We start from the raw sequence: 24,503 nt of genomic DNA, 5'->3' as shown, positions 1-24,503 counted from the left end.
GCGCGGGGGGCGGCTCCGCTACAGTGAGCCGCTCCAGCAGGGAGCCGCGGCATGAGCCTGAAGAACTACGACCCCACACAGGCCGATCATTCGGAATCGGCCAACAAGGCGCCAGGCAGCGATGCCACGGGCGACCCGACCGCCTGGCAGCAAGCTGCCAAGCCGCGCGCCCCCAGCATCCGCGGCGGCCAGCGCCCCCGCCACCCGGTGGCCACCGAGCGCCGGCCCGGCTACCTCGCCTCGCACTGGCATGGCGAGCAAAGCCTGGCGCAGAGCTTCTGGGTCAACAATGTGCTGCTGTCCGTGCCCCTGGCCCTGCTGCTGACCGGGGTGATGAGCTGGATCAGCGTCAAGGGCCAATCGCTGCAGATCAGCGCCATCACCACCCTGATCGGCTGGCCGCTGCTGATTGCCTTCAATATCTGGTGCATCGTCGGCGCCTGGCGCGCGGCGGGCGAGTACCTGCGCATCGGCGGTGCCGGGCTCTGGGCCTGGCTGGCGCGCATCTCGCTGGGACTGGGTGCCGTACAGCTGGGCGTGTCCCTGGTCTTCGGCCTGCTGCCCGACCTGGGCGAGTACTGGCAGATGGCGCGCGGCATCGACCCCATCGGCCAGGCCACGCTCAAGGTCTCGGCCGACGGCCATGTGCTGCAGCTGCGCGGCCCCATCGGCATGGGGGATGCCGGCCGACTGCAACGCATGCTGGACGAATCCCCCAGCGTGCGCCGGCTGGAGCTGGCCTCGCCCGGCGGCCGGGTCTTCGAGGCCGAGCAGGTGGTGGCCTTGATGAGCAAGAGCCGCTACAACACCCGCGCCGTGGGCAATTGCGAGAGCGCCTGCACCCTGCTCTTCCTGGCCGGGCGCGAGCGACAGCTGATGCCCGGTGCCCAGCTGGGTTTCCACCGTGCCTCCACCGGCACCTACAACCCGGTGTTCGACGAGCTGGCCAACCAGCAGCTGGCTGGCATCTACCGCAAGGTGGGGCTGCCCGAGTATTTCATCCACCGCACGGTCAAGACCCCCTCGCACAGCATGTGGTACCCGCACAGCGACGAGCTGGTGGCCAATTCGCTGATCGCCGCCCTGCCGCAGACCCTGGATGTGGCCCTGCCCGCCGGGCAGGACGCGCAGGCGGCCGACTTTGCCGATGCCCTGCAGGGCAGCCCGGCCTGGCATGCGCTGAACCAGCGTTATGCCGGCACGCTCGAGCGCCTGGCCGGCCGCATGCAGGCCGCTCGCGCCGCCGCAGCCAGCGACGAGGAGTTGCAAGCCCTGGGCTGGGCCGAGCTGAGCACCCGCATGCCGGAGCTGCTCGCTTCCGTCAGCCCCAACCAGCGCCGCCAGTACGCCCAGCTGCTGCGCAGCCAGCTCAAGGCCAGCCTGGCCGCGCCGGGAGGCGGCAGCTGCCTGGGCCTGCTGTCCGGCCAGGTGGCGCTGCGCCGCCAGCTGCCGCTGGAACTGCAGGTCAAGGAAACCGCCTGGCTGGTGGAAGCGGCACGCAGCGATCTGCCCCGCTTTGCGCCCAAGCCGGCCACGGCCATCGAGCTGGAGGTGATCCGCCGCACCCTCGGCGCACAAGCGCCGGGATTGCTGGCCGGGCTGTGGGCCGAGCCTACCCCCCTGCCCACCGGACGCGCTGCGCAAGGCCGCTGTGAAGCGGTGATCCAGATCCTGGACCGCGCCGCCGCCCTGCCCGTGGCCCAGCGCGAGCTGGCCGAGCGGGTGATGTTCCAGAAGGTCTGAGCGCCTCGGCCGCAGGCAAGACCTGACCCCAACGGGCGATCAGGCCCGGGTCGACCACGCCAGCCAGCGCACCGTCCCGGTGCCCGCGCCACGATCGGGCACCGCCTGCACCGCCGCGATGCAAGGCCGCACCACGCGGGTTTCTGCGCCCACAGCGCTCACCCCCTCAAGCGCGGGGGAGCTCAGGGAACACCCGTAGCGCTGACACGGGTCTGTCACGGTCAGTTGGGTATGCTGGTCAGCGGAAAAGTGCTGGAGGAGTGGAAGCGAAGTCGGAAGACGCTCCCGGGCATTCACGCGCAGGGTCAGATCTTGCCCCGTGCGCAGAGCGCCCGAATCGGAGACGTCCTCTCTCTTTTTCCATGATTCGCAAACGTTTGGCAGCTTGGATTCAGGCCCACAGATGTCTTGCAAATGCCCTTGATTGAAACGCCGGACTTGAGCCTCAGGGCGGCAGCGCCTGCATGCGTGAATGAATGCAGGTGCGCCTCGCCAGGAGACCCGGGCCGACGGACCAGTACCCCGTCCAGGCCGCGCATGAATGCGATAGGCGCCGGCCTTGCAAGCGCTGTGTTTTGTATCTGACGCACACCTTTTTTGTCATTCATCCTCATCTGTCCAACCTCTGTCTGAGAACCATCCCATGACGATCCAAAAGACTTCCCTCGCCTTGGCTCTGGCCCTGCTGGCCGCCGTTCCGGCCGCGCAAGCCGGCATCTCCGTCGCCAGCACCGGCGGCACCTACACCCAGTCCTTCGACAGCCTGGCCAACAGCGGCACCGCCGCCGTGACCTGGGTGAACGACAGCACCCTGGCGGGCTGGAGCCTGTTCAACAAGAATGGCGCCGCCATCGGCACCTACACCGCCGACAACGGGGGGTCCAACGCCGGCAGCTTCCGCAGCTACGGCGCCACCGGCGTGGCCGAGCGCGCTCTGGGCGGCTCCGCTTCGGGCGGCGCGTACTTCGGCTCGCCAGCCTCGAACACCGTGGCCGGCTGGATCGCCGTGGCCCTGACCAACGACACCGGCGCCGCTCTGAGCGGCTTCAAGATCAGCTTCGACGGCGAACAATGGCGCAATGGCGGCAACACCGCCGCCCAGACCATGGTGCTGGAGTACGGCTTCGGTGCCAGCTTCTCCACCGTCGCCAGCTGGACCGCTCCGGGCGGCAACTTCGACTTCACCTCCCCCGTGCTGGGCTCCACGGCAGCTGCCGTGGACGGCAATGGCGCAGGCCTGGTGGCCGGCCGCGGTGGTGAGTTGACGACCAACTGGGCCGCTGGCGACACCCTGTGGGTGCGTTGGGTCGAAAAGAACGACGCCGGCAACGACCACGGCCTGGCCATCGACAACCTGAGCATCCAGACCGTCAGCGCCGTGCCGGAACCCGGCACCTACGCCATGCTGCTGGCAGGCTTGGGCTGCGTGGGCTTCATCGCCCGCCGCCGCAAGGCGGTCTGATTGAAAGATCGGTTCATGGATTGAACCCGCGTTCGTCACCTCGAACGCGTCCAGCAACTCAAACCTGAGTTGACCGGCGGAGCGGCCTGATGTCGCTCCGCCTCTCCCATTTTTTGAACAAGCCTGCGCGTGCCACCTCGACACGGCGCCCGGCTTGCTGTTTTCGTTTTCGCTCTTTCCTCCCGCCCCTCTCGCCCCTCTCCCCTTTCTTTTGCCGGATCGTCCCACCATGCCTCACGCCACCGCCCGACTGATGATGATGAAACATGTCCCACGCGCCATCGCGCTGCTGCTGAGCGCCTCGGCGGCGGGCCTGGCCCTGGGCGGCGGGCGGCTGAGCCCGGACCATCAGGAGTTCGAGGCCAGCCTGCATGTGCCGTTCCGGGCCGATGCGAAGGCCATTGCCGAGGCGCGCAGCTTCACCCTGCGTTTCGAGTACCCGCAGGTCGAGCAGACCCAGACTGTGTCCTGGCGCCTGGAACTGCTGGACCCGGCCGGCCAGGTGGCGCAGCGCTGGTACGGTGTGGAGACCCTGGTCAAGGGCGAGATCGAAACCAAGGTCGACTGGGCCGGCCGCCAAGGCGGTGTGGCTGCGGTGGATGGCATCTACCAGGTGCGCCTGACGGCCACCTCGGTGCCGGCCCAGGAACTGCCCTCGGTGGGCGTGACCGCCGATTTCGTGGAAGCGCATCTGAACGCGCCCGAGGCCGAGGTGATCGAGCAGAGCTGGGATATGCAAGTGGGCTATGTGGCCCCGCCGCAGATGCCGGCTTTCCGGCCACTGCAGACCGGCGCCGCACTCAAGGCCGCCAAGTCCGGCAGCCGCCTGGGCGGCAAGGCAGCCCTGGCCGCGCCGGTGACCGGCGGCCTGCCCTACACCGTCTACCTCGGCAATCTGCACAGCCAGACCGGCCACAGCGACGGCGGCGGCACGATCGGCAACTGCAGCGGCGAGCAGCATCCGCAATCGAACATGAACCAAGGCCCGGCCCAGGCCTACCAGTACGCCATGGATCGCGGCCTGGACATCCTGATGACCTCCGAACACAACCATATGTTCGACGGCTCCACCGGTACCGATGCCAACCAATCCCCGTCCTACGCCAAGGATCTGTACAAGGCCGGCCGCCTGGCCGCCCAGAACTTCAACGCCGCCCACCCCAACTTCCTGGCCGTCTACGGCATGGAGTGGGGCACGATCAGCGGCGGCGGCCACATCAACATCTTCAACTCCAACGAGCTGCTGGGCTGGGAATACAACGCCAAGGGCGAGCTGCTGGCCGATGTCTTCACCGAGAAGAACAATGCCGCCAAGCTCTACGCCCTGATGGCGCAGCGCGGCCTGCTGGGCCAGTTCAACCACCCGGCCAGCTCGGGCCAGTACCTGGTCAACAACGTGGCCCTGGGCTACACACCCGAGGGTGAGCAGGCGATGGCGCTGTGCGAGGTGATGAACACCCCCGCCTTCTCCAACACCACCAACGAAAGCGACAACGGCAACAGCGGCTACGAAGGCGCCTGCAAGAAGGCGCTGGAGGCCGGCTTCAAGATCGCCTTCACCACCAACCAGGACAACCACTGCGCCAACTGGGGCGCGTCCTCGACCAACCGCAACGGCATCCTGATCCCCACGGGCACGCCGCTGAGCAATGAGTCCTTCATGGAAGCGATCCGCGCCCGCCGCCTGTTCGCCACCATGGACAAGACCTCGCAGCTGGTGCTGACGGCCAACGGCCGCATCATGGGCGAGACCTTCACCAACGCCGGCCCGCTGAACCTGGTCGCCAACTACGCGCCGGGCGCCGGCAAGAGCGCCGCCACGGTCAAGGTCTACGAGGGCGTGCCACAGCGCAACGGCACCGTCACCGAGCTGTCCAGCAGCGCGGTCAACAACTTCACCCCCTCGGTCGGCAAGCATTTCTATTACGCCAAGGTCACGCAGACCGACGGCAAGATCCTGTGGTCGGCGCCGATCTGGGTGAACCAGGTGCAGGACAACACCGCCCCGGTGGTCAGCGCCAGCGTCAGCAAGGACGCCAGCGGCAGCCTGAGCCTGAAGGCCGAGGCCAGCGACGATGTGGGCGTGAGCCGCGTCGACTTCCTCGTCGACGGCCAGGCCAAGGGCAGCGACAGCAGTGCGCCCTATGCCATCAGCCTCGACCCGGCCTCGCTGGGCAATGGCAGCCACAGCCTGGTGGCCCGGGCCGTCGATGCGGCCGGCAATGTCGGCGCCTCCAGCCCGGTGAGCTTCAACGTCAGCCTGGCCCAGGACGTCAGCGCCAGCGTGCGCCAGACCGTTTCCGGCCTGGTCTACAACCGCTTGACCCAGCTCTACAGCGGCAGCATCAGCCTGGCCAACATCAGCGGCGCGCCGCTGGCCGGCCCGCTGCAGCTGAAGATCCAAGGCCTGCCTGCCGGTGTAACCCTGGTCAACGCCAGCGGCAGCCACAACGGCCTGCCCTACATCACCCTCAATGCCGCCAGCCTGCCCGCGGGCGCCAGCGTGAGCGTGCCGCTGAGCATCCGCAACCCGGGCAAGCTGGGCCTGAACTACAGCGCCAGCCTGTACTCGGGCAGCTTCTGAGCGCCACAGACACCCGATTCACCAAGGATTCCCACACCATGAACCACCTCCGCACCTCCTCGCCGCTGCGCCGCGGCGCGCTGCACATGGCTTCGAGCCTGGCCCTGGCTGCCAGCGCCCTGTTTGGCGGCAGCGCCTGGGCCGACACGCAGTTCCACGCCAGCGTCAACACGGCGGCCTGGGCCGGCCAGACCGGCTGGCTGGATTTCCAGTTCCTGCCGGGCCTGGGCTCGGCCCCTGCGGCCCAGGTGCGCATCAGCAATCTGAGCGGCAGCTTTGGCAGCGAGTTCTTCCTCGAAGGCCAGGCCGCCGGCAGCCTCGCCAGCGGCTTCGTGCTGGCCAATGGCACGGCATTCAACGACCTGTTCCACGCCATCCATCTGGGCGGCAGCTTCAGCTTTGACTTGAGCTTCAGCGGCGATGTCTTCAGCACGCCGGGCCACGCGGGCACGAGCTTCAGCCTCGGCCTGCTGGCGGGCGACCAGCAAAGCTATCTGGGCAACCCCAACGGCGCCCTGTTCCAGATCGAGCTGACACCGGCCCTGGACGCCGGTGGCTCGGCCAGCACCACGCTGAGCCTGCTGGGCGGCAACACCATCGCCACGGTCAGCGCCGTGCCCGAGTCGGAGAGCTATGCGCTGATGCTGGCGGGTCTGGCCGGCATCGGCCTGCTGGCGCGCCGTCAGCGAAGCAAATAAGCCCAGTTGGTCAGAGCAGCGGCCCGCCGCTGCGATCTCCAAACGCCGCGCCTCCGAGCGCGGCGTTCTCTTTGCGGCCCGCCGCTTGCTGCAGCCAGGCGGCCACGGCAGCCCGCTCGGCCTCGCTGTAATGCAGGCCCAGCTTGGAGCGGCGCCAGAGCACCGCCTCGGCATCGCGGGCCCACTCATGCTCGCGCAGGTAACGCAGTTCCGCTTCGAACAGGCCCGGCGCCACCTCCTCGCCCAGATCGGCCAGCGTCCGCGCGCCACCCAGCAGCAGGCCCACGCGCGAGCCATAGGCCCGCGCCAGGCGCCGCGCCAGCGGGGCTGGCAAATAGCCATGCCGCGTTTGCAGCGCCAGCACAAAGCGCTCGAAATCTTGATCCGGCCGCTGCGCCGCACCGATCCAGTCCGACAGATCGCCGCCCGGCAGCGGGGCCGGTGCCGTCCAGGCCGGGCGCTCTTCACCCAGCATCTCGTCGATCAGATCGGCCGCATCCTCGGCCAGCTTGCGGAAGGTGGTGATCTTGCCGCCCCAGACGCTCAGCAGCGGCGCGCCGTCGCCATGGGTCTCGAGCAGATAGTCGCGCGTGACGGCGCTGGCATCGCCCGAGGCATCGTCGAGCAGCGGTCGCACACCGGCATAGCTCCACAGCACCTCATCGGGCCGCACCGGCGTCTTGAAATAACGGCTGGCCTGCTCGCACAGGTAGGCCACTTCCTGCGCCTCGATCTCCGCCTTGGCAAAGCCGGCGATGGCGGCGTCGGGCAGCTCCACATCGGTGGTGCCGATCAAGGTGAACTCGCCCTCGTAGGGAATCGCGAAGATGATGCGTCGGTCGGGGTTCTGGAAGATGTAGGCATGGTCGTGGTCGAAGCGACGCCGCACGACGATATGGCTGCCCTTGACCAGGCGCAGGCTTTTGGTGGCCAGGGGCTCGCCCGCGGCCGGGCGCGCCACCTGGCGTAAAAAGGTCTCGGCCCAGGGGCCGGCCGCGTTGACCAGGGCGCGCGCCTGCACCCGGCGCTCACCGTGAGCCATCTGCAGGCGGACGCGCCAGCCCCCGCCCTGCTCCGCGGTTTCGCGCTGCGCTTCGGTCACGGTGCAGTGGGTCAGGATCTCGGCGCCCTTGGCATGCGCATCCAGGGCGTTGAGCAGCACCAGGCGGGCATCGTCCACCCAGCCGTCGGAGTACACGAAACCGCGCTCGAACTCGGGCTTCAGTGGCGCGCCGAAGGGGCTGTCACGCAGGCGCAGCCCGGCAGAACCGGGCAGCCACTCGCGCCGGGCCAGATGGTCGTAGAGGAAGAGGCCGATGCGGATCATCCACGCCGGCCGCATGGCCCGGTCATGCGGCATCACGAAGCGCAGCGGCCACATGATGTGCGGGGCGCTCTTGAGCAGCAGCTCGCGCTCCTGCAGCGCCTTGCGCACCAGCGAGAACTCGTAGTACTCCAGGTAGCGCAGGCCCCCGTGAATCAGCTTGGTGCTCGACGAGGAGGTGTGCGCCGCCAGATCGGAAGCCTCGGCCAGCAACACCCGCCAGCCGCGGCCCGCCAGGTCTCGTGCGATGCCGGCGCCATTGATGCCGCCGCCCACCACCAGTACGTCAAAATGGTCCATCCCCGGACTCTAAGCCAAGGGCTTGACGCCATGTCCTATTTGCTCGCTCTCGACCAGGGCACCTCCAGCTCGCGCGCCATCGTCTTCGAGCGCAGCGGCCGCATCGTGGCCATGGCCCAGCAGGAGTTTGCCCAGCATTTCCCGCAGCCGGGCTGGGTGGAGCACGATGCGCTGGAGATCTGGCATAGCCAGCGGGCCACGGCCCAGGCCGCCCTGCGCCAAGCGGACTTGCGCGCCGCCGACATTGCCGCTGTCGGCATCACCAACCAGCGCGAAACCACCGTGCTCTGGGACCGCCAGACCGGCCAACCCCTGCACCGCGCCATCGTCTGGCAAGACCGCCGCACCGAGCCCTTCTGCGCCCAGCTGCGCGCGCGAGACCTGACCCCCATGGTGCGAGCCAAGACCGGCCTGCTGATCGACCCCTACTTTTCCGGCACCAAACTCAAGTGGCTGCTCGACCACATCCCGGGCGCGCGCGCCCGGGCCGAGCGTGGCGAACTGGCCTTCGGCACCATCGACAGCTGGCTGATCTGGAATCTCACGGGCGGCGCCGTGCATGCCACCGATGTCAGCAATGCCTCGCGCACCCTGCTCTTCGACGTGCAGCGCAATCGCTGGGACGAGGATCTGCTGGCCCTGATGGACATCCCGCCGGCACTGCTGCCCGAGGTGCGCCCGTCCAGCGGCGATTTCGGTCGCGTGATGGCCGCCCACCTGGGCGGCGAGATCGCCATCGGCGGCGTCGCCGGCGATCAGCAGGCCGCCCTGTTCGGCCAGGCCTGCTTCCAGCCCGGCATGGCCAAGAACACCTACGGCACCGGCTGCTTCATGCTGATGCACACCGGCGGGCAGTTCCAGACCTCGGCCAACGGCCTGATCAACACCAGTGCCGCCCAGACCACGACCAGCCCCGAGTTCGCGCTCGAAGGCAGCGTCTTCGTCGGCGGCGCTGTGGTGCAGTGGCTGCGCGATGGGCTGCAGATCATCCCGAACAGCGGCGCCGTGCAAAGCCTGGCCGAGAGCGTGCCCGATGCCGGCGGCGTGATGTTCGTGCCGGCCTTCACCGGCCTCGGCGCGCCCTACTGGCGGGCCGAGGCGCGCGGCGCCATCCTGGGCCTGAGCCGCGGCAGCACGCAGGCCCACATCGCCCGTGCCGCCATCGAGAGCATCGCCTTCCAGAGCGCCGCCCTCTTGCAAGCCATGAGCCGCGATGCCCACGCCGCCGGCAGTGCGCCGCTGCAGGAGCTGCGCGTGGACGGCGGCGCCTGCGTCAACGACCTCTTGATGCAGTTCCAGGCCGATCTGCTGGGCATCGCCGTCGTGCGCCCGCGCGTGATCGAAACCACCGCCCTGGGCGCCGCCTACCTGGCCGGCCTGAGCTGCGGCGTCTACGCCGGCCTGGAAGAGCTCAGCGCCCAGTGGCAGGCCGATCGCCGCTTTGAGCCCAGCGGCAACCGCGCCCAGGCCGCCGAACGCATGGCCGCCTGGGAGCATGCGGTGCGGCAGGTGACGGCCGGTTGAAGCTCGAAACGCTTCCGCTCAGCCCTGCGCCCGCTCGCGCCAGGCCTGAATCGCTCCGATCATGGGGGAGAGCTCGCGGTTCAAGGCCATCAGGGCCGGGGTGATCTGGCCGGGCTCACCCTGGGGGCCGGCGGCATGCTCCAAGGCAGCGGCGCAGTCGGCCAGGCGGTTCATGCCCAGATTGGCAGCCAGACCCTTGAGTCGGTGGGCGGCGCTGGCCAAGGTGCTGCCGCCAGCCACCAGGGCCTCTTCGAACAACGATTGGTGCTGGCTGTACTGCTTGGCGAAGGTACCCAGCAGTTTGGCCAGCAACTCCTGGCGACCCGCACAGCGGGTCAACGCCGCGGCGAAGTCGGTACCCGGCAGATCGGGCCAGAGACTGGCGGCAGCAGGCGCCTGAATCGCCTCTGTTGAAGCCGGCGCCACAGGCGCTGGCATGGAGGCCGGCGTTGCAGGCGCGGCGGTGTCCGGCGGCTGCATGCTGCTCAGCTTGAGACTGGCGCGTCGGGGGATGCCTGCGCTCAAGCTCGTCAAGGTACGCAGCAGCTCGGCCTGATCGATCGGCTTGCTGATGTGGGCCACCATGCCGGCCGCCAGGCAGCGCTGACGCTCTTCGGCCAGGGCATGGGCGGTCAGCGCGATCACGGGCAGCTGGGGCGCCAGCTGGTGCAGGCGGCGGGTGGCCTCATAGCCGTCCATCTCGGGCATCTGCACATCCATCAGCACCAGGTCGATGCCGGCCGGCCCCTGTTCACGCAAGTGGGCAATGGCTTGCGCGCCCCCCTCGGCGCTGAGTACCTCGGCGCCTGCCACCTGAAGCATGTCCTGCAGGATCTCGCGGTTGATGTCCACATCGTCGGTAATCAGGATGCGCAGGCCGCGCAGGCTGACCTTGGCCTCGCTGGCATCGTCAAGCACGCCCGGCCCGCTGAGCGGGGGCAGCTCGCTTCGCTGCTCCACCAGCTCCAGTTGGCCCGGCTCGACACGTACCAAAGGCAGCTTGAGCGTGAAGCAGGAGCCCTGGCCCACAACGCTGTCGACCTCGATGTCACCGCCCATGGCGCGCGCCAGCTGGCTGCTGATGCTGAGGCCCAGGCCGGTGCCGCCGAACTGCCGGGTGGTGGAGCTGTCGGCCTGCTCGAAAGCACGGAAGATGCGCAGCTGCTGCTCCGGCGGGATGCCGGGCCCGGTATCCGTGACCGACAGGCGCAACCAGTCGCGCTGCGATTCCAGGGTCAGGGTGACCCGACCCTTGTCGGTGAACTTGATGGCGTTGGCCAGCAGGTTGACCAGGATCTGGGTCACCCGCAGAGAGTCCAGCGCCACCCAGTCGAAGCTGCATTTGTATTCCATGCGCAAGCGCAGGTTCTTGGCATCGGCGCGCTCGGACACCAGATCCACCACCTCCTTGGCCAGGTGGACCAGATTGCAAGGCAGGCTCTCGATGTCGAGCTTGCCGCTCTCGACCTTGGAGTAGTCGAGGATGTCGTTGATCACACCCAGCAGATGGCGGCCCGAGCGGACGATGCGCTCGAAACCATTGCGGCTGGCCAGCGGATCGGCGCTGCGGCTCACGCCAAGCTGGGCCAGGCCAAGCACCGCATTGAGCGGGGTACGGATCTCATGGCTCATATTGGCCAGGAAGTCACTCTTGACCCGGGCCAGGCGCTCGGCCTCGTCCTTGGCCACGCTGAGCTCGCGCTGCAGGCGCTTGATCGAGGTGACATCGGTGCCGAGATTGAGGATGCCATAGAGCGATTTGCGCGCGTCCACCAGGGCCACCATGGTCAGCAGGTAGTCGTGCGGCCCATCCTTGGGGTGAACGATCTGGCGCTCGCTGCTCAGGCTGCTGGCACTGCCGGCCAGCAGCTGGGCATCGGTTTCGGCAATCTCGGCCGCCACTTCTTCGTTGAACAGGGCCCGGGCCGTCTGGCCCAGCACCTGCTCGCGCTTGAAGCCGCTGGCCTGTTCGAAAGCGCGGTTGATCAGGATGTAGCGCCCCGCCGTGTCACGGATGCTCAAGGTGATGGGCAGGGCTTCGAGAATGTCCTGCATGCGCTGCTTCTCGGCCTGCAGCTCGGCCGTGCGCAAGCGCACATCGTCTTCCAGCCGGCCCTGCTGCACACGCAGCTCGGCCTCGGCGCGCACGCGGGCGGTGATGTCGTGACCGAACAGCACCACACAGGCCTGGCCGGCCAGGCGCATGCGGTCCATCTTCATGTCCCACCAGATCGGCGTGCCATCGCGACGGCGCGACTGCCACTCGAAATACTGTGGCCCCTGATCCAGGGTGCGCTGCACCCATTGCATCAGCTGCTCCTTGGCGTACAAGCCACCGGGGTACATCAAGGCCTCGGCCAGATCGGACGGTCGCGCACAGCCGAACTTCTCCAGGGTCTGCGCATTGGCAAAGCGCAGCGCGCCGGTCTCGCCTTCCAGGATCTGGATGCTGGTGATGGAGCTGTCCAGCAACATGCGCAGGCGCTCTTCGCTGTCGCGCAGCTCCTGCGCCACCTTCTGCTGCGCACGCACGGTATCGGCCAGCAAACGGCGCGAGCCCTCGAGCGAGGAGGTGACCTCCCAGAACACGGTGCCGTAGCGCAGCACCAGCCAGCCAATCATGACGGCGCCAAAGCTGTAGACGACCGCGAAGCTGCTCAGCGGCGGCGTGTTCTGCACCACCAGGCCCGGGATCAGGCCGCGCACCTCGGCCTGCCAGAGGCCGAGAAAGCCCAGACAGGCCAGCACCGTGCCGCGCATGGCGGCCCTTGGCCCGACCATCAGGCCCATCACCACCAGGGCCGCCAGCACCGCGCCCATGCCCGAGGAGCGCACCCCGTTGCCATGCCAGGCCGCCGAGGCAAACAGGGCCAGCATCACCGCAGCGCTGAAGAATCCTGCCGCCAGGCGCACGCCCCAGCGCAGTGCCAGCAACAAGGCCAGCGCACAGATCAACAACACGGCCGTGGCCGGCCCGGCGCGGCTCAGGCGCAGAGACCAGGCCAGCTCGGTCTGGTTCAAGGTACCGGCAATCTGGAGCAGGGCCCCCAGCATCACCAGCACCAGGAACACGCGCGCGCTGCGCAGCATCATCGCGTCCAGGCGCGATTTGAAACCGCGCAGGGATTCCTCCTGCTGCGCGGCGTTCAGCGGGGGCTCGATGGCCGAGGGCTCGTCAAAAGCCTCGGCCGGCGGTGCAGATTGGAGGGCGGCCATGATCTGGACGCAGCAGGCCTGGACTCAATTCGCAGCCTGGCCCAGCTTGTGGATCACACGACCCAGGAAGGCCTCCACCTCCTGACTCTTGCCCAGCACCGCCAAGGCCGCCTCCAGATGCTGCTTGATGATGCTGCTGAGGTGGTCCTCCTGGCTCTGGGTCAGCCCCAGATGCAGAAAGCTGTTCTCGACCTCGGCATTGAGGCTGTCGAACACCTGCTTGACCTCGCGCTGCTGCGCCTGGTTGCGGGCCGAAATGTCGGTCAAGGCATTGCGCGTCATGCTGACCAGATGACGCACATCGGCCAGATCGCGGGTGGCGACCAGGGACTCCAGCGCCCCGACCCGCTGCACCGCGCCCTCGACCAGCAGGGCCACGTTGTCGATGGCGCGGCCCATGCGTTCGGATTCGGCCCGGTCCATGTCGGCGCCGCGGTCCATGCGCAGGTCGCGCACGAACAGCACCACCCGGTCGTAAGAGAAACCGGTGTGGTGGCCGAAGGGGCGGATTCGCTGGCCCTCGGTCTGGGCCTGCAGATGGTCGAGGATGGAGTTCTCGAGCGCGCTGCAGGGCCCGCGGGCATTGCCCGAATACACCTCGCCACCGCCGCGGATGCGCACGCATCCATCGAGCGAATAGCGGTGCAGGGCATCGAGGATGGCCCGCGCCACGGCCGCGTTGTCCGCGCAGCCGACCAGGGCGCGCTGGAACTCCAGCACCACGCCGGCCTCACCCACCATATCGGCGGACGAGAGCACGGCATTCATCACTTCGTCGAGCTGGCCGCTGAGCTCGCGCTGCCGGTCGCGGTGGGCCAGCACCAGATTGATTTTGGCCAGCAGCTCGGGCGCATCAAAGGGCTTGGGCAGGTAATCGGCGCCGCCAGCGGCATAGCCCTGCAATCGCTCGTCAATGCTGGTGCGAGCGGAGTGAAAGATCACCGGGATGTCGGCTGTGGAGAAGTTGTCCTTGAGGCGGCGGCAGGTCTCGTAGCCGTTCATCTCAGGCATGTCCACATCGAGCACGATCAGGTCGGGCGGGTCGCTGTCACAGCGACTCAGGGCTTCCGCCCCGCTGCTGACCTGACTGACCTTGAAGTCAGCTTCCAGTGTGGCTTCCAGCATTTGCAGCGTCAGCTCGTCGTCGTCGACCAGCAAGACATGAGATCGCACCGTCATTGTTAGAACTCCCCTGGCGAACTGTTCCATGTCCGGGCGCAACTCTGACTGTGCGTGTTGCGCCCGTCAAAGCATTGAACCAGCAAACCGGGCCGGCGACCAGCCCCGCTGCGCAACAGCATGCAGAAGTAAACGGCTCAGAAACCGAGCTTTTGTCCCGCACCAGCCAAAGTGGCCACCCCGATCACCGCAAAGATGGCTGCGGCAATGCCATGGACCAGGCGAACGGGAATACGACCGGCGATGCGCTCGCCCAGCAAGACGGCCGGCACATTGGCGATCATCATGCCCAAGGTGGTGCCTGCCACCACGGCCACAAAGGCGTGGTACTGAGCCGCCAGCGCCACGGTGGCCACCTGGGTCTTGTCGCCCATCTCGGCCAGGAAGAAGGCCACGATGGTGGTGCCCAACACGCCCAGCTTCAGGCCCTTGCCGCCCTCCTCTTCCTCGTCGATCTTGTCCGGAATCAAGGTCCAGACAGCCATGGCGACAAAGCCCACGCCCAGCACCCAGCGCATCACGATGGGGCTGACTTGCGCGGTGATCCAGGCGCCCAGGGCGCCGGCACCGGCATGGTTGACCACGGTGGCGATGAAGATGCCCAGGATGATGGGCAGGGGTTTGCGGAAGCGGGCAGCCAGCAAAAAGGCCAGGAGCTGGGTTTTGTCGCCGATTTCAGCGAGGGCGACGATGCCGGTGGAGACGAGAAAGGCTTCCATGGTGGGCGAACACTGTTCCTGCGGCCGGCATGAAAACAACCGATGACCACGCACACGCCGGCCGCAAAGCAGGTGTGGGTGGCCAAAGGTCTTGCCAGGGGTCAGGTCTTGCGCAATGCACAAGAGATGACACTGCCCGCGCCATGGCCGAACGCTCGACCAAGTGTGTTGACGCGGGCCGGCAGCCAGGGCGGCTGCAGCGGCTACTCCCCAATGACCCGGCCATTGTAGCCGCGGGCTTGAAGCCGGCCTATTTGCGGCCGCCGCGGCGCAGCGTCGGGCTGGCCAGGTCCAGCTCCTCGGCCTTGAGCACCAGGGCATCCGGGAACTGCTGGCGCAGGGCCAGACCGCCCTGCTTGAAATCGGCCACGATGACGGTGCGCAAGCGTTCGCCCTGCCAGTGGCGGGTGGCCAGGGTGCGCACGATGTCACCGTCCAGGGCCGCCAGTTCATCCGGCACCCGGCTCAGCTCGGCCAGGGGTCGGCCGCGCATCAGGCCCTCGGCCGCCAGGGCGGCCAGGCCGGCCGTGGTTTCCAGCTGGCGGCCGAAGTCGCCGATCAGCACCGCGCGGCGTGCCACCAGCTCGGGGTCGGGCACACGCTCCGTAGACAGGCGGCGGATCTCCTGCTGCAGCAAGGCCGCCACCTCACCGGCGCTTTCATGCTTGGTCTGAGCGCTGGTGATCAGCTGGGCGCCCCCGGGCTGGGCGTCGATGCCGCTGGTGGCACCGTAGCTCAGGCCGCGTTTGATGCGCACCTCCTGGTTGATGCGCGAGGAGTAGCCCTGACCCAGGACCGCATTGGCCAGGGCGTTGGCCTGCTGGGTCAGCACCTCGGTGGCCTGGGCTTCGGGCGTCAGGCGGGCAAAGGGCACGGGGCTGGGGCCGGCGGTCGGCGCCATCACCTGCACCGCACTCTGGCCGGCACCGGGCAGGTCGACCAGCACCGTGCGCGCCGCCAGCGGCTTGGGCACCAAGGACGGTTGTTGCGGCAGTGCCATGCGATGGGCTCGCCATTTGCCGAAATGCTTGTCTGCCAGGCTGCGCGCCTGGGCCGGCGTGATGTCGCCGGCCAGGATCAGGGTGACCCGCTCGGGCCGCACATGCAGGCGGTGGAAGGCGCGCACATCGTCAAGCTGGATGCGGCTGAGGCTGGCCAGGGTGGGCTGCTGACCATGCGGGCTGTCGCCCCAGTACAGGCGGCGGCCGATCTGGGCGGCCAACTGGCCCGGGTCGGAGCGGCCGAGCTTGAGCGCATCGACCGCCTGGGCCTGCAGGCGCTGGAACTCCTCTTCCGCCAGGCTGGGGCTGCGCAACATCTCGGACAGCAGGCCCAGGCTGGCGTCCAGGCGGTGGCTGGCCACCGTCACGCCCAGGTGGCTGCTGCGAGCGGCGCTGCCGATCTCCAGCTGCGTACCCAAGGCCTCGATCTCGGCGGCCAGGGCCGCGGCCGACACCGGGCCGGCGCCACGCTGCACGCCCTTGCCCATCAGGGCCAGGCTCAGCTCGGCCAGGCCGGACTTGCCGCCCGGGTCATAAGCCCCACCCGACTGGACCAACAGCCAGGCCGTGACCAGAGGCTGGGCATGACGCTCGACCACGGCCAGGCCCAGGCCATTGGCCAGGCGCTGCTGAATGAAATCGGGCACCTGCAAAGGCTGGGGCGAGGCCGGGCGGGGCGGCGACTCAAACCCGGTCTGGGCCCAGGCGCAGCCCAAGGAGGCGGCCAAGGCCAGGCCCAGGGCCGCAGCCAACACAGGCGGGCGGCGAACGAACGAAAACATGGTCCGGCGGCTCATGGCTTGCCCACTTTCTTGCGGGCCGGCGCAGCCTCGGCCTCGTACAACACGGTCACCCGGGCGCCGCGCAGCACATCGCGCTTGAGCACGCCTTGCACATCGGCGGCGCTGACCGCCTGCAAATCGTTCAACTCGCGGTTCACCCACTGCACATCACCGCGCAGCAAGGCCGCCTCGCCCAGCACCTCACCCAGGCCCAGCGGCGTTTGCCGGCGAATCAAGGCAGCGGTCAGCAGCTGAGCCTTGACCTTCTCCAGCTCTGCTGCGGCGATGGGCTCCTCGGCCAGCTTTTGCAGCTCACGCATCAGCGGCGCCACCAGTTCGGCGGCGCTCTGCTTGCCGCTGGCAATGGCATGGGCCACCAACAGGCCGGCGTCGGCATTGAGCTGGGCTTCGAAGCCGGCACTCTGCGCCAGCTGCTGGCGGTAGACTAGGCTCTCGTTCAGGCGCGAGGACTCGCCCATGGCCAGCAGCCCTTGGGCCACCTGCCAGACCGGCGCATCGGCGCTGGAGGCCTTGGGGCCTTGCCAGATCAACAAGGCCGCCGGCAGCGGCACATTGGGCGCCTTGAGCTGATGCAGCTCGTCGCGTGCACGCCGCGGCTCGCTCTGCTGCACCCGTGGGATGGCGCTGGCCGGTTGGCGGATGCTGCCGAAGTAATGGTTCACCCAGCGATTCAGCTGCACCGGGTCAAACGCGCCGGTGACGATGAGCACCGCGTTGTCCGGCCGGTAGTACTGGGCATGGAAGGCACTGACGTCCTGCAGGGTCGCGGCGTCCAGCTCCTCGATGCTGCCGATCACCGGGCGGCGGTAGGGGTGCAGCTGGTAGCCCAGGCGCGGCACGGCGTGAAACAACCGGCCGTAGGGTTCGGCCAGCACGCGCTGGCGGAACTCTTCCTTGACCACGGCGCGCTCGCTGTCGAAATTGGCCTGATCCACGGTCAGGTTGGACATGCGCTCGGCCTCGGCCCAGAGCAGGGGTTCCAGGTGGTTGGCCGGCACGACGCTGTGGTAAGCCGTCATGTCATCGGCGGTGAAGGCATTGTTGTTGCCGCCGACATCCTCGGTCATGCGGTCGAACTGTTCGTTGGCCATGTAGCGGGTGCGCTTGAACATCATGTGCTCGAACAGATGCGCAAAGCCGCTGCGACCGGCCGGGTCGTCCTTGCCGCCCACGCGGTACCAGACCTGCACGCTGACCGTGGCCCCAGCCTGAGGCAGGGCAATCAGCTCCAGGCCATTGGCCAGAATGCGGCGCTCGAAGGCCAGGGGTGCGATCTTGAGCGGCGCCACGGCGCTCTCGGCGGCGGTCTGCGCCCAGACAGCCGGGCTTGCGCCGGCCAGCAAGGCCGGGCCGGCCGTGCCGAGGCTCAGACCCAGGCCCAGGCTCAGAAAGCGGCGACGCGCGCCGCTCATGCCCTGCGCTTCCCCGGCCCCTCCCGCACCGCCCTGCTGTCCTGGCTCTCGTCGTTCTCTGCTGTGCATGCTGCTCACGCTGATCCCATCATCGTCTTCTTCTGATGCGCCCACGGCGGCCGAAGCGCCGTGCGCAGACGCCCATGCTGCCACAAGGAACCGGCCCGGCCGTGACGGCCAGGCCGTGAATACCGCCAACGGGCGCCCTCCCCCCTAACTGCTGACAGCTGATGTCAGCAGCGGACAGGCAAGATGCGCCGCAGCCATCACCCCACCCCATCCACACGCACTGCCGGAGACCCTCGCATGAACTATGCCTACACCATTGTTTACGTGGCCGATGTGGCCGCTTCCCTGGCGTTTTTCGAGGCCGCCTTCGGCCTGAAGCGCCGCTTTCTGCATGAATCGGGCGCCTACGGCGAACTGGACACCGGCGCCACCGCCCTGGCCTTTGTCAACCACGAAACCGCGCTGGACAGCGTCGGCCAGCCCTATGTGGTGGCGGCCGAGAGCGCGCGCCCGCTGGGCATGGAGATCGGCTTCAGCACCGAGGACGTGCCCGCCGCCTTCGCCCGCGCCGTGGCCGCCGGCGCCACGCCGCTGAAAGAACCGGTCACCAAGCCCTGGGGCCAGACGGTCGCCTATGTGCGCTGCCCGGATGGCAGCCTGGTCGAGCTGTGCACGCCCATGGGCTGAGGACCATGCGCGGTCTCGGGCCCCGCAGCCGGGAACAACTTGCTGCGCTCGGCATCCACGATCTGGACCAACTGCGCCAGCACGATGCCTATGCGCTCTACGCAAAGCTCAAGGCACGATGGCCCGGGGCCAGCCTCAATCTTCTGTACGCTTTGATGGGTGCACAGGAAGATCGTGACTGGCGCGACATCGCCCGCGAACGGCGCAGCGAAGCCTTGCTGCGTCTGGACGACCTGGGATTGGCACCCCGTTGAGACCTGACGACACTGGATACGGCAAGCATGAAGCCCAACCCCCACACCGACCCTCTGGCCCACCATCTGCTCAGCATGGCCTACAACAATGCCTGGGCCAACCACCGCCTGCTGGCGGCCTGCGCCCAGCTGAACCCGTCTGAGCTGCAAGCGACCCGCTGCAACTTCTTCCCCAGCATCCTCGCGACCCTGAACCACAATCTCTGCGTGGACTGGTTTTACGTCGATGCGCTGGAGCGCGAGCTGGCCGGCGACGCGCCGCACGAGGACTGCTACCAGTTCTTCGCTGTCGACGAGCCGTTTCAGTACGCTGCCGATTTGCAGCGCGAGCAGGCCGCCGTCGACCGGCGCCTGCTGGCTTACTGCGCGGCCCAGCGCGACGGCGAGCTGGGCCGCATCGTCACCATCGCCCGGCCGGGGGGCGCGCAGCAGGACAGCCGCACACGCCTGCTCGCCCATCTGTTCCAGCACCAGATCCACCACCGCGGTCAGGTGCACGCCATGCTGGCCGGCACCGCCATCCGACCGCCGCAGCTGGACGAGTTTTTCTGTGCCGGCGAGGCGGATCTGCGCGCCGAAGAGTTCCGCGCCCTGGGCTGGACCGAGGCGGACATCTGGGCCTGATGAGTCCGCTCGGGACGGGGCCGGATCAAGCCTCCGGCGCCCCCAGGGCCTGCATGGCCTGGCGCGTGTCCTGGATCACACGCTGCGCCACCCGGCGCTCGGTCTCGGGCAGTTGGCGCGTCGCTTCGGCCTCCAGCAGCAACGGCCGCAGCAAGGCATTGGCGCTGGCACGGAACTCCTGGCCCAGGGTGTCGAGCTGGGCGAAGCTGTCGACGCGCATGGCGGACAGGCGCTCGCGCAGCGCCGCCTCAAAAGCCTCGCGCTTGTGGCGCAGCTCTTCATCCTTGCGGCCGCTCTTGTCCATCATCCACTTGAGCAGGCCGGCCACCAGCAAGGCACCGCCCGCAAACGGCGCCACCGGCGCGATCACCGGCAGCACGGCGGCTGCACCCAGGGCATAGACCGCCGCGCCCGTGCCAGCGGCCGCCACCGCGCCGGCGCCCAGGGTCAGCTCGGCCGCACTCTCGGTGGAATTCTTCAGCCGCGTGCTGATCTGCAGGGCCGGCATCAGGCGGCGCAGCTGGCTGTGGTGCGGGCGCTCGAGCACGCTGGCGTGGACCAGGCTGAACTCTTCGCGGAACAGGCGCAGCTCTTCCTTCAGCAGGCGCAGCTGCCCCTCCTGGCGGCGGGCGGCGCGGTCCAGGCGGCGCTCCAGCTCCTTGGCAAAGGTCGAGCGCGCCATCTCGGCCCAGACCTTGTGCTCGGTCCAATCGTCCGTGCGCAGGCGCTCCAGCATCTGCAGCTCGACGGCATTGCCGGCATCGTGGATCAGCTCTTCAAAGTCCTCTTCGAAGCTGCGTTTTTCATGCGCGATGCGCGCTTCCACCATGGCGATGCGCTGACCCACCTGCTGGAACAGCTGCTCCACCCGCTGCGCGTACGCGGCGGCCGAGCCGGCCTCCGGCGGCGGCGCCTGCAGGCCGCGCTCGAACTCGCTGAGTCGCCGCGCCAGCACGGTCAGGCTGGAGCTCATGCCCTGCTGCAAGACCTGATCGCTGCTGGCGCCGTCCAGGTAACGGCCCACGCCCAGGGCCAGATCGATGTCGCCCGACAGTCGCGCCGCCGTCTGCGCCGCCGGCAACAATGGCCGGCCGCCGAACAGCCGAGCCGATTGGCGGCTGACGGTTTTCCACAACGAGGGCGCCGGGCCCACCGCCTCGGCCAGGCGCGAAAGCTCCTGGCTGGGCAGCAGCAAGGCTTGCGCCAGCTCCTGCGCAAACTTGTGTGCCTGCTCGCCCTGCAACTGCAGCAGAGGCTGGGCATCCAGGAAGGCCTGGCGGCGCTGGGCCTCGGGCAGCTCGGCGCTGGCGCGCTTGAGCTGAGCAAAGGCGGCTTTTTGCTCGCCGGGCGACTCCAGCGCCCGCAGGGCCGCGTGGGCGCCCAGGGCCGAATCCTGCAGCCGGGCGGCCAAGGCCGACACCCGCTCGAACTCCCCCAGCGTGACAAAGCCGTCGGCCGCGGCCAGCGCGGCCAGGGCGCGAATGAAGGCCTGCGGGAAGCCGCCATCTTCGCGTGCGAACTGTTCCAGATCGGGCCGATCCAGAGGGATAGCGACGGGCGTGACGGATGGACTGGGCGGTGGCGAAGAAACACTCACGGGGACGGGGCTCCAGGCTTGAAGGTCAGACCCGCATCGTCCCAGATTCTGGGCCACCCAAGATTCATGCGGGCGCAGAGGCGCGCAAATCCTGCAACCAGAGGCCCGCAGCCCGGGCCTCGGCCTCATGCGCTTCATCACGCCAAGTTTCAGCCAGGGCCGCGCGGTACCAGTCCTGCATGGCCGGCAGCTGCAACAAGCGCTGGGCATAGGCCTGCGCGGCCTCGCCCAAGGCCGGCCCATAGCTCTGCACCCGAAAAGCCACCGGGGCGAAAAACGCATCCACGGCCGTGAAATCGGGGCCGGTGAGGTAGGGGCCGCCGAAGCGCTTCAAGCCCTCCAGCCACAAGGCCTCGATGCGCTGCCAGTCGGCCAGCAAGGCAGGCGACCAATGGCCGACTTGCACTCGCAGGCCGCAGTTCATGGTGCAGACATCGCGCAGGCGCTGGAAGCCGGCGTGCACTTCAGCGCAGACGCTGCGCGCCCAGGCGCGCGCCGCACGGTCCTGCGGCCAGACCCGCGGGTCCAGCTCGGCCAGATACTCGACGATGGCCAGGGAGTCCCAAACTGTCAGGCCCTCGTGATGCAGGCAGGGCACGCGGCCGCTCGGCGAGAACAAGCGGTAGTCCCCGGCGCTGCCCGGCGCCTGGCCGAACACCACCAGTCGCTCCTCGAAGGGCAGTTGCAGCTGCTTCAGCAGCACCCAGGGTCGCAAGGACCAGGACGAGTAGTTTTTGTTGGCGATGAAGAGTTGCAGCATGGTGGGCACCCGTGAGCCAAGTGGCGGGCGCCAGCATATGACAGAGCGCGGCAGGGCAGCGGCCCCAGGCTGTAAATAGGTTGCACCCATCGGGCCGATCGGCAGCTCATGTCGGCCAGCCTCCCGTCTGTCGCCGCAAGCGGGTGGAGCTCTGGCAAGTTTGACTATGCTGCAAGCCTGCAGTTCCAAATCCTGGGCCCAGCGCATGCCCGACGTCCCCTTCCTCAAAATGGGCCGCCGAGCTTCGAAGGCCCGCACGTTTCCACCTGCCCTGTCTCTTTCTGAGGTGCACATGACATCGTCTGCTTCTGCGGTTCGCCCCTTCGCCCCCACCCTGTTGGCTCTGGCCAGCCTGGCCTTGAGCGCCACGCTGACCCAAAGCGCCGTGGCCGCCACGGCCAATGCCCGTGGCGAAACGCCGCTGATCGCCCGCTCAGCCTTGTTTGGCAACCCGGTCAAGAGCGGCGCCCACCTGAGCCCGGATGGCCAGTGGCTGTCCTGGATGGCACCGGTGAATGGCGTGATGAACGTCTGGGTGGCGCCGGCTGACAAGCCCGAGGCGGCCAAGGCCGTCACCGACTCCAAGGACCGCCCGATCCCCGGTCATTTCTGGTCGGGCAACAGCGAGCAGGTGCTGTTCATCAAGGACAACGCCGGCGATGAGAACTTCCGCCTCTACGGCGTGGATCTGAAGAGCGGCGTCCAACGTGACTACACCCCTTTTGACAAGGTGCGGGTGCGCATGACCGGTTTCTCCAGCAAGCGCACTGACGAGCTGCTGATCGGCATCAACAACCGCGACCCGCGCTGGCACGATGTGCACCTGCTCAATCTCAAGACCGGCGAGCTCAAGCTGGTCATGCAGGCGGATGGTTATGCCGGATTCCAGGCTGACAACGAACTGAACCTGCGCCTGGCGCTGCGCCCCAATGCCAGCGGTGGTATGGACTTTTTCAAGGTCCAGGACGGCAAGGTCGAAGACAAACCCCATCTGAGCACCAATCTGGAGAACAGCAGCACCGCGCCTTTGGGCTTCACCCACGACGGCAAAACCCTGTACTGGATGGACTCCCGCGAGAGCGACACCACCGCCGTGATCGCCGAGGACGTGGCCAGCGGCAAGCGCACCGTGCTGGCACAAGACGCCCGTGCCGACCTGGGCGACACTTTGCGCGACCCGAGCAGCGGCGTGGTGCAAGCCTATGCCGTGGAGTACCTGACCAGCGAATGGAAGTTCCTGGACAAGACGCTCAAGGCCGATTTCGACTGGCTGCAAAAGCAGCTCGGCAAGGGCGAGGTTTTTGTGGCCAGCCGCACCCGCAACGACGACAAATGGATCGTTGGCATCGACCCAGTGTCCAAGGTCGCGGCCACCTACCTCTACGACCGCAAGGCCAAGAAGCTGCAAGCACTCTACGTCGCCCGCCCCGAGCTGCAAGGCGCCCCCCTGGTGGACATGTACGGCGTGGAGATCAAGGCCCGCGACGGCCTGATCCTGCCCAGCTATCTGACCCTACCCAAGGAGGCCGACAAGAACGGCGACGGCAAGGCCGACAAGGCCGTACCCTTGGTGCTGTTCGTGCACGGCGGCCCCTGGGCCCGCGACGACCATGGCTACAACGGCTATCACCAATGGTTGGCCAACCGCGGCTATGCCGTGCTGTCGGTCAACTTCCGCGCTTCCACCGGCTTTGGCAAGAAGTTCCTCAATGCCGGCAACAAGCAATGGGGCCTGGCCATGCACAACGACCTGCTGGACGCCGTGGACTGGGCCGTCAAGCAAGGCGTGACGACCAAGGACAAGGTCGCCATCATGGGCGGCAGCTATGGCGGTTACGCGGCACTGGCCGGCGTGGCCTTCACGCCCACCACTTTTGCCTGCGCCGTCGACATCGTCGGCCCCTCCAACCTGGAAACCCTGCTCAGCACCATTCCGCCGTACTGGGAAGCTGGCCGCAAGCAAATCTACAGCCGCATGGGTGACCCGACGACCGAGGAAGGCAAGGCCATCCTGCGCGCCGCCTCACCGCTCTACAAGGCCGACCAGATCGTCCGCCCCCTGCTGATCGGCCAGGGCGCCAACGACCCGCGCGTCAAGCAAGCCGAAAGTGACCAGATCGTCCAAGCCATGCAGGCCAAGAAGATCCCGGTCACCTATGTGCTCTACCCCGACGAAGGCCACGGCTTCAACAAGCCCAACAACCGCATCGGTTTCAATGCCGTGGCGGAGGCTTTCCTCGGCCAATGCCTGGGCGGCCGTGTCGAGCCCCTGGGCGAGACCGTGCGCCAGTCCACCGCACAAATCGTGACCGGTGCGGAGCATGTGCCGGGTCTGGAGGCGGCCGCGAAGAAGTAAATCGCCGAACCGCTGGCCCATTCATCGCCCGATCCTGGGCGGTGATCTGCCCCCTGGAGTCTGTCATGGCTCTGGGGCGCTTTTCTTTGCCGGGACGACGAGAGGCGTCAGGCCTCAGTGGCGGGAAAGGCACGAAGCAGCCTTTGGTTTTGCTCGTGAGGCCCTGCAGCCCGCGCCGCCGCCGGGCTCATGGTTCCGGGGTCGGCCCTGCCGGGCCGACTTCCCTGCGCTGCTCGCGCCTCGGGGCTGGC

Annotated in this window: 17 protein-coding genes and 1 riboswitch; of the genes, 9 read left to right on the top strand and 8 right to left on the bottom strand. The window is 68.0% G+C overall.

The genetic code is table 11. The features are described 5' to 3' along the window. Positions 1-51 precede the first annotated feature (51 nt). The 4 genes from AC1Q6P_RS20300 to AC1Q6P_RS20285 all read left to right on the top strand — a co-directional run bounded on the left by AC1Q6P_RS20300 (position 52) and on the right by AC1Q6P_RS20285 (position 6,487). A complete protein-coding gene (locus AC1Q6P_RS20300; protein ID WP_492665697.1) occupies positions 52-1,743 on the top strand; it encodes a COG3904 family protein in 1,692 nt (563 codons plus the stop codon). 643 nt (positions 1,744-2,386) lie between these two features. Further along, positions 2,387-3,205 carry a PEP-CTERM sorting domain-containing protein gene (locus AC1Q6P_RS20295; RefSeq protein ID WP_492665696.1) on the top strand — a complete coding sequence of 273 codons (819 nt, stop codon included), beginning with the start codon at positions 2,387-2,389 and terminating at the stop codon, positions 3,203-3,205. Between the two features lie 259 nt (positions 3,206-3,464). Next, the gene (locus AC1Q6P_RS20290; protein WP_492665695.1) at positions 3,465-5,789 is read left to right on the top strand and encodes a CehA/McbA family metallohydrolase; all 2,325 of its coding nucleotides are present in this window, start codon (positions 3,465-3,467) and stop codon (positions 5,787-5,789) included. 38 nt (positions 5,790-5,827) lie between these two features. Next, entirely contained in the window at positions 5,828-6,487 is a 660-nt protein-coding gene (locus AC1Q6P_RS20285) for an NF038129 family PEP-CTERM protein (RefSeq protein ID WP_492665694.1), read from the top strand. A gap of 10 nt (positions 6,488-6,497) precedes the next feature. Here AC1Q6P_RS20285 and glpD read toward each other — a convergent pair whose 3' ends face one another. Beyond that, positions 6,498-8,111: a glycerol-3-phosphate dehydrogenase gene (gene glpD / locus AC1Q6P_RS20280; RefSeq protein ID WP_492665693.1), complete on the bottom strand. Its 1,614-nt coding sequence runs from the start codon at positions 8,109-8,111 to the stop codon at positions 6,498-6,500. A gap of 30 nt (positions 8,112-8,141) precedes the next feature. Here glpD and glpK point away from each other — a divergent pair, with 30 nt between their 5' ends. Further along, complete coding sequence (gene glpK / locus AC1Q6P_RS20275) at positions 8,142-9,635, top strand: glycerol kinase GlpK (RefSeq protein ID WP_492665692.1); 1,494 nt, start codon at positions 8,142-8,144, stop codon at positions 9,633-9,635. A gap of 18 nt (positions 9,636-9,653) precedes the next feature. Here the strand turns inward: glpK and AC1Q6P_RS20270 are convergent, their stop codons facing one another. The 5 genes from AC1Q6P_RS20270 to AC1Q6P_RS20250 form a co-directional block, all read right to left on the bottom strand. After that, positions 9,654-12,851, bottom strand: a complete 3,198-nt coding sequence (locus tag AC1Q6P_RS20270) for an ATP-binding protein (RefSeq protein ID WP_492665691.1) — start codon at positions 12,849-12,851, stop codon at positions 9,654-9,656. Positions 12,852-12,875: 24 nt separating this feature from the next. Beyond that, entirely contained in the window at positions 12,876-14,030 is a 1,155-nt protein-coding gene (locus AC1Q6P_RS20265; RefSeq protein WP_492665690.1) for a response regulator, read from the bottom strand. A gap of 137 nt (positions 14,031-14,167) precedes the next feature. Beyond that, on the bottom strand, positions 14,168-14,749 hold the full coding sequence (locus tag AC1Q6P_RS20260) for a TMEM165/GDT1 family protein (RefSeq protein ID WP_171828428.1): 582 nt from the start codon (positions 14,747-14,749) through the stop codon (positions 14,168-14,170). A gap of 96 nt (positions 14,750-14,845) precedes the next feature. Continuing rightward, positions 14,846-14,978, bottom strand: a riboswitch (yybP-ykoY riboswitch). A gap of 21 nt (positions 14,979-14,999) precedes the next feature. After that, a complete protein-coding gene (locus AC1Q6P_RS20255) occupies positions 15,000-16,532 on the bottom strand; it encodes a M16 family metallopeptidase (RefSeq protein ID WP_492665689.1) in 1,533 nt (510 codons plus the stop codon). A gap of 11 nt (positions 16,533-16,543) precedes the next feature. Further along, positions 16,544-17,965 (bottom strand): M16 family metallopeptidase, encoded by a 1,422-nt coding sequence (locus AC1Q6P_RS20250; RefSeq protein WP_492665688.1) that lies wholly within the window; start codon positions 17,963-17,965, stop codon positions 16,544-16,546. A gap of 306 nt (positions 17,966-18,271) precedes the next feature. On the opposite strand from AC1Q6P_RS20250, the gene AC1Q6P_RS20245 reads away from it, so the two are divergent. Genes AC1Q6P_RS20245 through AC1Q6P_RS20235 form a run of 3 tightly spaced genes read left to right on the top strand, consistent with a single transcriptional unit; the run spans position 18,272 to position 19,539 of the window. Then, on the top strand, positions 18,272-18,661 hold the full coding sequence (locus AC1Q6P_RS20245) for a VOC family protein (protein WP_492665687.1): 390 nt from the start codon (positions 18,272-18,274) through the stop codon (positions 18,659-18,661). A 5-nt stretch (positions 18,662-18,666) separates the two neighbouring features. After that, complete coding sequence (locus AC1Q6P_RS20240) at positions 18,667-18,915, top strand: TfoX/Sxy family DNA transformation protein (protein WP_171828424.1); 249 nt, start codon at positions 18,667-18,669, stop codon at positions 18,913-18,915. Between the two features lie 27 nt (positions 18,916-18,942). After that, on the top strand, positions 18,943-19,539 hold the full coding sequence (locus AC1Q6P_RS20235; RefSeq protein WP_492665686.1) for a DinB family protein: 597 nt from the start codon (positions 18,943-18,945) through the stop codon (positions 19,537-19,539). Positions 19,540-19,564: 25 nt separating this feature from the next. Here the strand turns inward: AC1Q6P_RS20235 and AC1Q6P_RS20230 are convergent, their stop codons facing one another. Both AC1Q6P_RS20230 and AC1Q6P_RS20225 read right to left on the bottom strand, forming a co-directional pair. Next, on the bottom strand, positions 19,565-21,136 hold the full coding sequence (locus AC1Q6P_RS20230; protein WP_492665685.1) for a hypothetical protein: 1,572 nt from the start codon (positions 21,134-21,136) through the stop codon (positions 19,565-19,567). Positions 21,137-21,200: 64 nt separating this feature from the next. Next, positions 21,201-21,896: a glutathione S-transferase family protein gene (locus AC1Q6P_RS20225; RefSeq protein ID WP_492665684.1), complete on the bottom strand. Its 696-nt coding sequence runs from the start codon at positions 21,894-21,896 to the stop codon at positions 21,201-21,203. Between the two features lie 292 nt (positions 21,897-22,188). Between AC1Q6P_RS20225 and AC1Q6P_RS20220 the strand changes: the two genes are divergently transcribed. Beyond that, positions 22,189-24,252 carry a S9 family peptidase gene (locus AC1Q6P_RS20220; protein WP_492665683.1) on the top strand — a complete coding sequence of 688 codons (2,064 nt, stop codon included), beginning with the start codon at positions 22,189-22,191 and terminating at the stop codon, positions 24,250-24,252. The last annotated feature ends 251 nt before the right edge of the window (positions 24,253-24,503 follow it).

It is taken from the genome of Roseateles sp. GW835-FHT13E02, assembly GCF_058794035.1.
This window is presented reverse-complemented; position numbering and strand designations above follow the sequence as displayed.